We start from the raw sequence: 13,847 nt of genomic DNA on the forward strand, positions 1-13,847 counted from the left end.
TGAACGACCCTTTACCCAGAGCGACTACAGTGACCGGCCTCGCCCTCTTCGGACGAGGCCGGTCTTGTGTGTAGACATACGCGTGAGTAGTTAACAAAGTGCCGGAATGCCCACCCGCACTGTGTGGGAAGGCTCCACCGGTACGTCCCGATGGCCCCACCTCCCCACACCCTCATCCGCCCACCCACGTTGACGCGGACAGGAGCGGTCATGCCCGCCACGCACCACTCGTCAGCACCCCCGACGACCAGTACCACCACCGCCACACCCGACAGCACCACCGCACGCCCCGCACGCCCGGCGCGCACCGGCCTGCCCGCGCCGGCCGCGCCACCCCCGAAGGCCCCGGAGCTTCCGGGCGCCCCCACCATCGGGCGGATACCGGTTCTCGACGTACGGCCGACCGTCCACCACGGCCGCCGACCGGCGAAGGCCGTCGTGGGCGAGGCCTTCGAGATCTCGGCCGTCGTCATCCGTGAGGGCCACGACGCGGTCGCCGCCAATGTCGTGCTCAAGGACCCGGAGGGCCGCCCGGCCGACTGGATCCCGATGCGCGAACTCGCCCCCGGCACCGACCGCTGGGGCGCCACGGTCTCCGTACCGAGCGAGGGCATCTGGTCCTACGCCGTCGAGGGCTGGGGCGACCCGATCGCCACCTGGCGCCACCACGCCCACATCAAGATCCCGGCCGGCATCGACACCGAACTGGTCCTCGAGGAGGGCGCCCGCCTGTACGAACGCGCCGCCGACGGGGTCCCCGAAGGCCGGAGCGGGCGAGGCATCCTGCTCGCCGCCGTGGACGCCCTACGGGACACCGCTCGGCCCGCGTCCTCCCGTCTGGCGGCGGCGTCGGCGCCGGAGGTGGAGGAGGTCCTCACCCGCCATCCCCTGCGCGAACTGGTCACCTCCAGCGAACCGTTGCCCCTGCTGGTCGAGCGGGAACGGGCGCTGTTCGGGTCCTGGTACGAGTTCTTCCCGCGTTCCGAGGGCACCCCCGAGCAGCCCCACGGAACCTTCCGTACCGCCGCCCGCCGCCTGCCCGCGATCGCCGCCATGGGCTTCGACGTCGTCTACCTGCCACCGATCCACCCGATCGGCACCACCTTCCGCAAGGGCCGCAACAACACCCTCTCCCCCACCCCCGACGACGTCGGCGTCCCCTGGGCCATCGGCTCCCCCGAAGGCGGCCACGACGCCATCCACCCCGACCTGGGCACCCTCGAGGACTTCGACCACTTCGTCGCCCGCGCACAGGAACTGGGCCTGGAAGTCGCCCTGGACTTCGCCCTGCAGTGCTCCCCGGACCATCCCTGGGTGCAGAAACACCCCGAGTGGTTCCACCACCGCCCCGACGGCACGATCGCCTACGCGGAGAACCCGCCGAAGAAGTACCAGGACATCTACCCCATCGCCTTCGACGCCGACATGCCCGGCCTCATCGCCGAGACCACCCGGATCCTGCGGCACTGGATGGACCACGGGGTCCGCGTCTTCCGCGTCGACAACCCCCACACCAAACCGGTCGTCTTCTGGGAACAGGTGATCGCCGACATCAACGCCACCGACCCGGACGTCATCTTCCTGGCCGAGGCCTTCACCCGCCCCGCGATGATGCATACCCTGGCCGCGACCGGCTTCCAGCAGTCCTACACCTACTTCACCTGGCGCAACAGCAAACAGGAGCTGACGGAGTACGCCACGGAGCTGGCGGGTGAGGCGGCCGCCTATATGCGGCCGAACTTCTTCGTCAACACCCCCGACATCCTCCACGCCTTCCTCCAGAACGGCGGACGGCCGGCCTTCGAGCTGCGCGCGGTGCTGGCCGCGACGCTCTCGCCGGCCTGGGGCGTCTACTCCGGCTACGAACTGTGCGAGAACACCCCGCTCAAACCCGGCAGCGAGGAGTACCTCGACTCGGAGAAGTACCAACTCCGCCCACGCGACTGGGACGCAGCCGAACAAGACGGACGTACGATCGCCCCACTGCTCGGCAAGCTCAACGAGATCAGGCGTCGGAGCCCGGCGCTGCGACAGTTGCGGGATCTGCACTTCCATCATGCCGACCAGGAAGCGGTGATCGTCTACTCGAAGCGCGCGGGCTCGAACACGGTTCTGGTGGTGGTCAACCTCGACCCCCACCACACCCAGGAGGCCACGGTCTCGTTGGACATGCCGCAACTCGGCCTGGACTGGCATGAGTCCGTGCTGGTGCGCGACGAGCTCACCGGCGAGGTCTACACCTGGGGCAGGAACAACTATGTACGTCTCGAACCGGGCCGCACGCCCGCGCACGTACTGACCGTCCTGCGACCGTCCAACCCGCAGATCGGGGGGTCACCCACACAATGATCGTCAACGAGCCCGTTCCGGACACCTTCGAGGACACTCCGCAGAAGGACCGGGACCCGGACTGGTTCAAACGCGCCGTCTTCTACGAAGTCCTCGTCCGCTCCTTCCAGGACAGCAACGGCGACGGCATCGGCGACCTCAAGGGCCTGACCGCCAAACTCGACTATCTCCAGTGGCTGGGCATCGACTGCATCTGGCTCCCGCCCTTCTTCAAATCGCCACTCAGGGACGGCGGCTACGACGTCTCCGACTACACCGCCGTCCTCCCCGAATTCGGTGATCTCGCCGACTTCGTGGAATTCGTCGACGCCGCCCACCAACGCGGCATGCGCGTCATCATCGACTTCGTCATGAACCACACCAGCGACCAGCACCCGTGGTTCCAGGAATCGAGGAAAGACCCCGACGGCCCCTACGGCGACTACTACGTCTGGGCCGACGACGACAAGCAGTTCCAGGACGCCCGCATCATCTTCGTCGACACCGAAGCCTCCAACTGGACCTTCGACCCCGTCCGCAAGCAGTACTTCTGGCACCGGTTCTTCTCCCACCAACCGGACCTCAACTACGAGAACCCGGCAGTACAGGAGGAGATGGTCTCGGCGCTGCGGTTCTGGCTGGACCTGGGCATCGACGGCTTCCGCCTGGACGCGGTGCCGTACCTGTACCAGCAGGAAGGCACCAACTGCGAAAACCTTCCCGCAACCCACGACTTCCTGAAGCGGGTGCGGAAGGAGATCGACGCGCACTACCCCGACACCGTGCTGCTGGCCGAGGCGAATCAGTGGCCGGAGGACGTCGTCGACTACTTCGGCGACTTCCCGAGCGGCGGCGACGAATGCCATATGGCGTTCCACTTCCCGGTGATGCCGAGGATCTTCATGGCGGTGCGCAGGGAATCGCGCTATCCGGTCTCGGAAATCCTCGCCAAGACCCCGGCCATTCCGTCGAACTGCCAGTGGGGCATCTTCCTGCGCAACCACGACGAGCTGACCCTCGAAATGGTCACCGACGAAGAACGCGACTACATGTACGCGGAGTACGCGAAAGACCCGCGTATGCGCGCCAACATCGGCATCAGGCGCCGGCTCGCCCCACTCCTCGACAACGACCGCAACCAGATCGAGCTGTTCACCGCCCTGCTCCTGTCCCTCCCCGGCTCGCCGATCCTCTACTACGGCGACGAGATCGGCATGGGCGACAACATCTGGCTCGGCGACCGCGACGCCGTACGCACCCCCATGCAGTGGACGCCCGACCGCAACGCGGGCTTCTCCTCCTGCGATCCGGGACGGCTGTCACTGCCGACGATCATGGACCCGGTCTACGGCTACCAGGTGACGAACGTCGAGGCGTCGATGTCCTCGCCGGCCTCGCTGCTGCACTGGACCCGCCGCATGATCGAGATCCGCAAGCAGAACCCGGCGTTCGGCCTGGGGTCGTACACCGAACTCCAGTCGTCGAACCCGGCCGTGCTGGCGTATCTGCGGGAGGCCCCTCCGACCGAGGAGGGCAGCGACGACCTGGTGCTGTGCGTGAACAACTTCTCGCGTTTCGCCCAGCCCACCGAACTCGACCTGCGCGCCTACGAAGGACGCCACCCCGTCGAACTCATCGGCGGAGTGCGCTTCCCGGCCATCGGCGAGCTGCCTTATCTCCTCACCCTCGCGGGCCACGGCTTCTACTGGTTCCGCCTGCGGAAGGACACCGTGTAAACCCGACCGGAACCCCCGGGCGGGCCGGTTTCTCCCGGCCCGCCCGGGGCACGCAGACAGGAACACCCCGCCCCCCGGGGAAAGGACGCGACGCCATGTCGGAAGCCGCCACGCACTCCACTGCGACAAGTCCTGGCCCACCGCATGTCGCGGAGCCGGTGCCCGGGCTGCTCACCTCGCTGGAGCCGCTCCTGCGGGAGTGGCTGCCACGGCAGCGCTGGTTCGCGGGGAAGGGGCGGCCGGTCACCGGGTTCAGCCTGGTGGCGGGGACCGAGCTGCTGCCGGTGGGCACCTCCGAGGCAGGGGGTTCCCAAGCGGCCGGCTCCCCGTCAGGTGGCTCCAAGTCGGCCGGCTCCAAGGCCGGGCTGCTGCATCTCCTCGTCCGCGCCCATCAGCCGCTGGTGCCGTCCCAGGGCGCTCCGGCCCACCCCGGCGACTGCTACCAGCTGCTGCTCGGCGTACGCGAGGCGCTGCCACCACGGCTGGCGCCCGCGCTGATCGGACATGTGGCCGACGGGCCGCTGGCCGGGCGGACGGTGTACGAGGCGCTGTACGACCCGCGCCTCGCCGATGTCCTCCTGGAGGCGCTGCGGACCGAGGCGCACGTCGGTGAGCTGCGCTGCGAGCGGGACATGCGGCACGACATTCCCGAGGGCCTGGTACCGCGCATGGTGACCTCGGAGCAGTCCAACTCATCGATCGTCTACGGCGATACGTTCATCCTGAAGCTGTTCAGGCGGGTCGTGCCCGGAGACAACCCCGACCTCGAACTGCCCCTGACCCTGTCCCGCGAGCAGTGCCCCCGCGTACCGGCCCCGGCGGCGTGGATGATGGCGGACCTGGGCCGGACCGGCGACCCCGAAGGCCACCACGTCCTGGGCGTCCTCCAGCCGTTCCTGCACGGCGCGGCGGACGGCTGGGAGCTGGCGCTGAGCATGCTGGCCAAGGGCGAGGACTTCGCCGCCGAGGCGCGCGCGCTGGGGCGGGCGACCGCCGAGGTGCACACGGCGCTGACGCGGGCCCTGCCCACGGTCACCCTGGGACGGCCCCAACTGGAGCTGCTGCTCGACGGGATGACCGAACGCCTGGAGGCCGCCGCACAGGCCGTACCCACGCTGCGGCCGTACGCGCCCGGGCTGCACACGGCCTTCGAGGCGCTGGCCGACCTCGCCGCCGAGGGGCGCACCTGGACCGCCCAGCGCATCCACGGCGACCTCCACCTCGGCCAGTGTCTCCGCTCTCCCTCCGGGGAGTGGTCCCTCATAGATTTCGAGGGCGAGCCGTCGAAGCCGCTGGCCGAACGCCGGATGCCGCAGCCCGTCGCCCGCGACATCGCCGGCATGCTCCGCTCCTTCGACTACGCCGCCCACTCCCTCCAGCCCCCGGCCGCCGACTGGGCGACCGCCTGCCGGGCCGCGTACTGCTCCGGCTACGCGGACGTCGCCGGGGCCGACCCGCGCACCGATCCCGTACTGCTGCGCGCCTACGAGACCGACAAGGCGGTGTACGAGGTCCTCTACGAGGCCCGCCACCGCCCCGACTGGCTTCCGGTGCCCCTGGCGGCCGTCCACCGCCTGGCCACGGACACCGGCGCCGACACACCCTGACCCCACCCCCACCACTTCCTGTTCCCGCCGAGGAGGCCGTCCCTGTGACTCCCCGCCCGCCGTCCGACGACAGCACACAGCACACCGGCGCCGCCGCCGAGGGGTCCGCCCCGGTGAAGAAGACGGCCACGAAGAAAACGGCCGCGAAGAAAACCGTGGCGAAGAAGGCGACGACAGCGAAGAAGACGGCGACGAAAAAGGCGGCTGAGAAAACGGCGGAGAAGAGCACCGCGGCGAAGAGCACGGCGAAGGCGGTCGCCAAGAAGGCGGCCGAGGGGGCGCCGGTGGTCAAGAAGGCCGTCGCCAAGAAGGCGGCCGAGGGGGCGCCGGTGGTCAAGAAGGCCGTCGCCAAGAAGGCGGTCACCAAGAAGGCGGTCGCCAAGAAGGCCGGCGAAGGTACGGCGGCGGTCAAGAAGACCGCCGGGGCCGGCGGCACGGCCGCGCCCAGAAAGGTGGCCGAGGACAAGGGCGTGGCCAAGAAGGCTCCGGCCAAGAAGACCGCCACGAAGAAGACCGTGGCGAAGAAGGCGGTCGCCAAGAAGGCGGTCACGAAGACGGCTGTCGCCAAGACGGCTGTCGCCAAGACGGCTGTGGCGAAGAAGTCGGCGGCCAAGAAGACCGTGGCAAAGAAAGCCGTCACCGCCAAGGCCGTCACCAAGAAAGCCGCCGCGAAGAAGACCGTGAGGCCCCCGCAGGAGACCGTGGCCGAGCCGGCCGCTCCCGTATCGGTGCTGACTGAATCGGCGCACCCGGAACCGGTGCTGCCTCAGCAGGCCACCGCCGAGCGCGCGGTCACCGGCCGCTCGCCGGGCGAACCGGTCGGCACCCCCGACGCCGGACCCGGCCTCGCCCAGCCCGCCTTCTCCCCCGCCATGGACGGCGCCGATCGCGAGCGGCTGATCGCCGGTACCCACCACGCGCCGCACTCGGTGCTCGGGGCTCACCCCGCGCCCGGCGGTGTGGTGTTCCGGGCGTTCCGGCCGTACGCGCTCGCAGTGAGTGTGGTGGTGGAGTCGCTGCGGGCGGAGTTGCACGACGACGGAGGCGGGTTCTTCTCGGCGCTGCTGCCGTTGCGGGAGGTGCCGGCGGCGTACCGGCTGCTGATCTCGTACGAGGGAACGGAACAGGAGACCGAGGACGCGTACGGTTTCCTGCCCGCGATCGGCGAGCTGGACCTGCATCTGATCAACGAGGGCCGGCACGAGGAGCTGTGGCGGGTGCTCGGCGCCGAGCCGATGACCCACCAGGGCGTGACCGGCACCCGCTTCACGGTGTGGGCGCCGAACGCGCGCGGCGTACGGCTGGCCGGGACGTTCAACTTCTGGGACGGCACCGGATATCCGCTGCGTGCGCTCGGCTCCTCGGGCGTGTGGGAGCTGTTCGTGCCCGGGATCGGCGAGGGCGAACTGTACAAGTTCGAGATCACCCGGCCGGACGGCACCAAGACGCTCCGCGCCGACCCGCTGGCCCGCCGCACGGAGGTCCCGCCCAATACGTCCTCCGTCGTGCACGCCTCGCACTACGAGTGGGGCGACGAGGAGTGGCTGACCAGGCGGGCGGAGACCCCCGCGCACGAGGCGCCGTTCTCCGTCTACGAGATCCATCTGCCGTCCTGGCGACCCGGACTGACGTACCGTCAACTGGCCGAACAGCTACCGGTGTACGTCTCCGACCTCGGCTTCACCCATGTCGAGCTGCTGCCGGTCGCCGAGCACCCGTTCGGCGGCTCATGGGGCTACCAGGTGACCGGGTTCTACGCGCCGACGGCCAGGCTCGGCACCCCGGACGACTTCAAGTTCCTGGTCGACGCGCTGCACCAGGCCGGGATCGGTGTGCTGATGGACTGGGTGCCGGCTCACTTCCCGCGTGACGACTGGGCGTTGGCCGAGTTCGACGGGCGACCGCTGTACGAGCACGAGGACCCGGCGCGGGCGGCGCACCCCGACTGGGGGACGCTGGAGTTCGACTACGGGCGCCGCGAGGTGCGCAACTTCCTTGTCGCCAACGCCCTTTACTGGTGCGAGGAGTACCACATCGACGGGCTGCGGGTGGATGCCGTCGCGTCGATGCTCTACCTCGACTACTCGCGCGAGCCGGGCCAGTGGACGCCGAACGAGCACGGCGGCCGGGAGAACCTGGACGCGGTCGCCTTCCTCCAGGAGATGAACGCGACCGTGTACCGGCGGGTGCCGGGTGTCGTGACCATCGCCGAGGAGTCGACGGCCTGGGACGGCGTCACCCGCGCCACCCACCACGTCGGTCCGGGCGGCTTCGGCGGTCTCGGCTTCGGCCTGAAGTGGAACATGGGCTGGATGCACGACTCGCTGGGCTACATGTCCAAGGAGCCGGTGCACCGCAAGCACCACCACCACGAGATGACGTTCTCGATGGTGTACGCGTACAGCGAGAACTACGTCCTGCCGATCTCCCACGACGAGGTCGTCCACGGCAAGGGCTCCCTGGTGTCGAAGATGCCGGGCGACTGGTGGCAGCGGCGGGCCGACCACCGCGCGTATCTCGGCTTCATGTGGGCCCACCCCGGCAAGCAACTCCTCTTCATGGGCCAGGAGTTCGCCCAGGGCGCAGAGTGGTCGGAGGCGCACGGGCCGGACTGGTGGCTGCTGGATCCGGCGTACGGCGCCGAAGCCGACCACCGGGGGGTGCGCGATCTCGTCCGCGACCTCAACACGACCTATCGCCGCACCCCCGCCCTCTGGCAGCTCGACACCCACCCGTCCGGGTTCTCCTGGATCACGGGCGACGCCGCGGACGACAACGTCCTGGCGTTCCTCCGCTTCGACGCCGACGGGGCGCCTCTGCTGGCCGTCTCCCACTTCAGCCCGGTCGTCCGCGAGGACTACCGGCTGGGGGTTCCCGAGGACGTGCCGGCGTGGCGCGAGGTGCTCAACACGGATGCCGACGCTTACGGAGGGAGCGGCGTCACCAACCCCCACCCCGTGAAGACGGAACCCCACCCCTGGCACGGCCGCCCGGCCGGCATCCGCATCACCTTGCCCCCCCTGTCCACGATCTGGCTCCGCCCGGCCTAGTTTTTCGCCCCCGCCGCCCCTACCCGTCCCATCCCCAGGGGCGCTGCCCCTTCGACCCCGAGGGGTTCGTTGTCGGGTGCGGGTGGGTGGGGGCTTGTCGCGCAGTTCCCCGCGCCCCTTTCAGGGGCGCGGGGAACTGCGCGAACGGGGTCCGGGGCGGAGCCCCGAGGCGGGTCGAAGGGGCGCAGCCCCTGGGGATGGGACGGGTAGGGGCGGCGGGGGCGAGAAGAACTCCCGCGGCCCCTCAGCCGCCGCTCTTCCGCCCCCCGAACATCATCCGTCGCAACGCCCCCAGCAACCCACTCGCCGACCGCTCCCCGACAGCCGACGGAACGGCACCCGGCGCCACGGGAGGCGCGACCTCGTCCCCCCGCCGCGCACCCGGCACCCGCACCGCGCTGTGATCGCTGAGTTCATAGCGAACCGGCAGCAACCGCAACCCCCGCACCACCGGCCCCGACCGCCACGGCAACTGATCCGGCGGCAAGGTGAGTTCCGCACGGGCGAAGTGCTCGAAGACCCGCCCCACCGCCGTGGTGACGATCGTCCCCGCGAGCTCACGCGCGGCGCTGGGGCACTGGTGGGGCCCGGCCCCCCACGCCAGATGCGCCCGCGTACTGATCGTGGAGTCGACGATGTGCGAGGACCCGATCGCGAGCAGATCCCGGTGCGCGGCCGCGACGGACGGGGACACGATGTCACCGGCCCGGATCCAGAAGTTCCCGAGCCGCACATCACGCGCCGCGAACCGGAAGCACAGGTTGGCCGTCGGCGGATTCACCAGCGCCGCCCGGTTCACGGTCTCCCCGAGCTGCCCGTCGGACAGGCTCCGCCGGACGGTCGCGTTGCCACGCAGCACTTCGAGGAGGGTGTTGCAGACCATGTTCCCGGCGATGTCGTTCAGATAGACCGCGTTCATGAACAGCTCGCGGCCCAACTGCTCGTCGCTCAACGACGGGTCGGACAGCAGCATGTAGGACGTCAGGTCCTCTCCGGGACGGGAGCGCCGGTGCGCCGCGAGCCGGGTCATCGCCCCCAGCGCCCGCCCGGTGGCCGGCCCCGCGTCCGGCCCGCCGTCGAGCATCCGCCACAGGTCCATGACCATCTCGTCGCCGAGTTCGACGGGGCAGCCGAACAGCTTGGTCGTGACCATGAGGAGCAGCGGCCGGGTGTACTGCGCCGCGAGATCGGCGAACCCGGTGGTTCCGGACTCGGCCGCGAGCATCGCGATCAGCTCGTCGGCGTACCGCGCGACGGCCGCCCGCAGCTCCCAGCCCTCGGGGGTGTGCCCGTCCTGGAACGGGCGCATCGCCGAGTGGTAGCTCAGCCGGGCGTGCCGGTGTTCCTCGTCGTCGAAGAACATGGTCTGCCGGACCTCGTACCCGGCGAGCAGCGGCCAGTCCCGCGGCAGTCGCCCCTCCGCCCGGGCCCGCCAGTGCCGTACGTCGCGCCGCCACACGCTCTCGCTGCGCAGGACCTCCAGCACCTCGCGGTAGTCGAGAACCAGCCACGCCGGCACCCCCATCAGCCCCACCGGTGCCACGGGGCCGTACGTACTCCGCAGTCGCTCGTAGACGCTGCCCGGGTCCACGTCGAACTCCGCGGTCAGCAACGGCTCCACGGGCAGCGATTCCAGGGTGGGGCTGCCGGCCGGGGCGGCCGCGAAGGGATGTGTTTCCATGACCGACACGCATACCGCATGAAGCGTGTACGAGCAGTGACGATGACGGGAACTGTTACGGGTTGGTGATCCCTGGTGCACCTGTGGTGACGGTGACGAGGGCCATGGCCCGCCGGGCACTCGCCCGGCGGGGCCCGCCCGGCTACTTCAGGCCAGCCGTCGACAACTCCCGCAGTGCTTCCGGCAGTTCGTCCGCGTGCACGACGCCCAGCGCCTGCGTCGCCCGCGTCAGGGCCACGTACAGGTCGCTCGTGCCGAAGCGTCCGGGCTCGACGACGAGGACGGAGTCGAACTCCAGCCCCTTGGCCTGCCGGGGGTCGAGGAGGACGACGGCATGGGTCAGGTCCGGCTCCGCGCCGGCCGTCACCCCGTCGAGGCGGGCCGCCAGCGCCCGGTGCAGCTCGCGGGGCGCGATCACCGCGAGCCGTCCCTCGGCCGGGGTCAGCTCGACGACCGCCTTGGCCACCTCCGCGGGCAGTTCCTTCGGCGCCGCGCGGCGCGCCCAGGGCCGTACGCCCGTCGACCGTACGGAGCTCGGCGGCTCGAAGTCCGGCCGCTCGGCGCGGACGACCCCGGCCGCGACGGCCATGATCTCGGCGGGGGTGCGGTAGTTGACGCCGAGCCGGGTGTGCTCCCAGCGGTCCTCGACGTACGGCGCGAGGATGTCGGCCCAGGAGCCGACGCCCGCGGCCTCCGCCGTCTGGGCGGGGTCGCCGACCAGGGTCATCGAGCGGGTGGGCGAGCGGCGCATCAGCAGCCGCCAGGCCATCGGCGACAGCTCCTGCGCCTCGTCGACGATGATGTGCCCGAACGCCCAGGTCCGGTCGGCCGCCGCCCGCTCGGCGGCGCTGCGGTGGTCGTCCTCCTCGTGCCGCTCCGCGAACCGCTCGGCGTCGATGATGTCGTGCGCGGACAGCACCTCCGAGCCGTCGGGGTCGTTGTCCTCCTTGTCCTCGAACTCGTAGGTCCGGGACGCGTACGACACCTCCAGCACGCCCTGCGCGTACGCGATCTGGGTCTCCCGCTCGCGTTCGGCGCGGGCCCGCGCCACCCGGTCGTCCTCGCCCAGCAACTCCGCCGCCTCGTCGAGAAGCGGTACGTCGGCGACGGTCCACGCACGGGTGACGGGACGGCGTACGGCGTCGGCGTCCTCCGGGGACAGATACGCGTCCGGCTCGGCGAGGAGGTCGGCGATCAGGCGGCGCGGGGTGATCCGGGGCCACAGCCGGCCGATGGCGGACCAGACCTCGGGGTTCTCCGCCAGCTCGTCGCGGATCTGGGTGATGTCGCTGGCGTCGAGGAGGTTGGAGCCGTCGTACGGGTCGGTGCCGATGCGCTCGGTGACCATCTCCGTGAGGGTGTTGAGGATGTAGCCCTCGAAGTGCTCGCGGGCCACGTTGTGCGGGAGCTTCGCCTCGCGGGTGCGCTCGCGGGCGACCCGTACGAGGTCGTCGTCGAGCATCAGGATCTCCCGGTCGTGCTCGATGGCGATCACCGGGTCGGGCAGCGTCTGCCGGTCCCGTACGGCGGCCGCGAGCACCTCGGCCATGTCGGCACGTCCCTTGACGCGGGCGGCCGCCGGGGTGTCGGTCGCGGTGGCCCGTACGCCGGGGAACAGTTCGCCGACGGTCGAGAGCAGCACGCCGGTCTCGCCGAGGGAGGGCAGCACCTCGCCGATGTAGCCGAGGAAGGCGGGGTTGGGGCCGACGATGAGGACGGCGCGCTTGGCGAGCAGCTCGCGCTGCTCGTAGAGGAGGTACGCGGCCCGGTGCAGGGCGACGGCCGTCTTGCCCGTTCCGGGGCCGCCCTCGACGACCATCACGCCCTGGTGGGGCGCGCGGATGATGCGGTCCTGCTCGGCCTGGATGGTCTGCACGATGTCGCCCATGCGGCCGGTGCGGGCCGAGTTGAGGGCGGCCAGCAGGACGGCGTCGCCGGTGGGGTCCTCGTACCCGGTGCGGGTCTCGTCGCCGAGGTCGAGGATCTCGTCGTGCAGGGCGGTGACCCGGCGGGCCTCGGTGGTGATGTGCCGGCGGCGGCGCAGGCCCATCGGGGTGTGGCCGGTGGCGAGGTAGAAGGGGCGGGCGACGTCGGCCCGCCAGTCGATCAGGATCGGGGTGCGCTCGGTGTCGTCCTCCCGCAGCCCGATCCGGCCGATGTGGTGGCTGAGCCCGTTCGCGAGGTCGAGTCGGCCGAAGCAGAGCGAACCGTCGACGGCGTTCAGCGCGGCCAGCAGCCCCGAGCGCTCGGCGACGAGGATGTCCCGCTCCAGACGGGCCTGCATGGGCGTGTTGCCCTGGGCGAGCGCGTCCGTGACCGAGCCCTCGGTCGCACCGCGCAGGGCGTCCACGCGGGCATACAGCCCGTCGATGAATTCCTGTTCGCGCCGCAATTCATCTTGTTCATCACGCGAAAAGCCGGTGTTTGACAATTCCACTCCCGCCCGGATATACTCTGCTCACTGAACTTTTTGCGACCCGATCCCCTTCAAGTCGCGAACCATCAAATATACGCAAGAAAGGCCCCCGAGCACAATTGCTCGGGGGCCTTTCTCGTCCAGGCGTCAGAGCACGTCGGCGAGTTCTTCGAGCAGCCGCCGCTTCGGCCGGGCGCCGACCATGGCCTTCACCGGCTCACCGCCGCTGAACACCATGAACGTCGGCATGGACAGCACCTTGTACGCGAGGGTGGTGTCCGGGTTGGTGTCCACGTCCAGCTGCACCACCTTCAACCGCTCCCCCTCCTCCGCGGCGAGGGCGCTGAGCACCGGCCCCATCTGCCGGCACGGCGGGCACCAGTCGGCCGTGAACTCCACGAGCACCGGCAGCTCCGCCCCGATCACCTCCGCCTCGAAGTCCGCGTCTGTCACCTCGGCCACACCCGCCGCCCTGATCACAGTTCCCCGCCTCCCAGTTCACACCCCGGCTCCGGACCCCCCGGAACCTCCGCCTCGGCCGCCAGCCGCTCCCGCGCCCGCTCGGCCCGCGCCAGCTGCTCGCCGACCGACGCCCGCACGGCCGCCAGCTCACCGATCAGCGCGTCGAGTTCGTCCAGCTTCCGCCGGTACACCGCCAGCGACGCCGGACACGAGTCGCCCTCCGGGTGCCCGGCCCGCAGACACTCCACGAAGGGCCGCGTCTCCTCCAGGTCGAACCCGAAGTCCTGCAACGTCCGGATCTGCCGCAGCAGCCTCAGATCCCCCTCGTCGTACGTCCGGTACCCTCCCCCACTCTCGGCTTCGCTCGAGCGGGAGGTGCCCCCATCGCTCCGCCGCGCGGGCAACAACCCGCGCGCCTCGTAGTACCGCAACGTCCGTGTCGTCGTCCCGGCCCGTGCCGCCAGCTCGCCGATGCGCATGCGATGACGGTATTCCTTGACGCCGACGTGAAGGAAAGAACGTGGGAACAGACAAAAGCCGAGCGGCCAGGTCCATAGGGGGAGGACC

8 protein-coding genes are annotated in these 13,847 nt (G+C 70.4%); 4 read left to right on the forward strand and 4 right to left on the reverse strand.

The annotated features are described in order from the left end of the window. The first annotated feature begins 210 nt into the window (after positions 1-210). The 4 genes from JIX56_RS13330 (at position 211) to glgB (ending at position 8,721) form a co-directional block, all read left to right on the forward strand. Positions 211-2,349, forward strand: a complete 2,139-nt coding sequence (locus JIX56_RS13330; RefSeq protein ID WP_257540462.1) for an alpha-1,4-glucan--maltose-1-phosphate maltosyltransferase — start codon at positions 211-213, stop codon at positions 2,347-2,349. After that, on the forward strand, positions 2,346-4,064 hold the full coding sequence (gene treS, locus JIX56_RS13335) for a maltose alpha-D-glucosyltransferase (RefSeq protein ID WP_257540464.1): 1,719 nt from the start codon (positions 2,346-2,348) through the stop codon (positions 4,062-4,064). The genes JIX56_RS13330 and treS overlap by 4 nt, the downstream gene beginning before the upstream one ends. 95 nt (positions 4,065-4,159) lie before the next feature. Further along, the gene (locus tag JIX56_RS13340; protein WP_257540466.1) at positions 4,160-5,671 is read left to right on the forward strand and encodes a maltokinase N-terminal cap-like domain-containing protein; all 1,512 of its coding nucleotides are present in this window, start codon (positions 4,160-4,162) and stop codon (positions 5,669-5,671) included. 44 nt (positions 5,672-5,715) lie between these two features. Continuing rightward, positions 5,716-8,721 (forward strand): 1,4-alpha-glucan branching enzyme, encoded by a 3,006-nt coding sequence (gene glgB / locus JIX56_RS13345; protein ID WP_257540468.1) that lies wholly within the window; start codon positions 5,716-5,718, stop codon positions 8,719-8,721. Positions 8,722-8,965: 244 nt separating this feature from the next. On the opposite strand, the gene JIX56_RS13350 is transcribed toward glgB, so the two are convergent. The 4 genes from JIX56_RS13350 to JIX56_RS13365 form a co-directional block, all read right to left on the reverse strand. After that, positions 8,966-10,402 carry a cytochrome P450 gene (locus JIX56_RS13350; RefSeq protein WP_257540469.1) on the reverse strand — a complete coding sequence of 479 codons (1,437 nt, stop codon included), beginning with the start codon at positions 10,400-10,402 and terminating at the stop codon, positions 8,966-8,968. Between the two features lie 142 nt (positions 10,403-10,544). After that, positions 10,545-12,794 carry a HelD family protein gene (locus JIX56_RS13355; protein WP_257540471.1) on the reverse strand — a complete coding sequence of 750 codons (2,250 nt, stop codon included), beginning with the start codon at positions 12,792-12,794 and terminating at the stop codon, positions 10,545-10,547. 171 nt (positions 12,795-12,965) lie between these two features. Further along, positions 12,966-13,280, reverse strand: a complete 315-nt coding sequence (locus JIX56_RS13360; RefSeq protein ID WP_257540473.1) for a thioredoxin family protein — start codon at positions 13,278-13,280, stop codon at positions 12,966-12,968. 14 nt (positions 13,281-13,294) lie between these two features. Then, on the reverse strand, positions 13,295-13,759 hold the full coding sequence (locus JIX56_RS13365; RefSeq protein ID WP_257540475.1) for a MerR family transcriptional regulator: 465 nt from the start codon (positions 13,757-13,759) through the stop codon (positions 13,295-13,297). Positions 13,760-13,847 lie beyond the last annotated feature (88 nt).

Origin of the sequence: Streptomyces sp. CA-210063, assembly GCF_024612015.1 — a bacterium.
GTDB lineage: Bacteria > Actinomycetota > Actinomycetes > Streptomycetales > Streptomycetaceae > Streptomyces.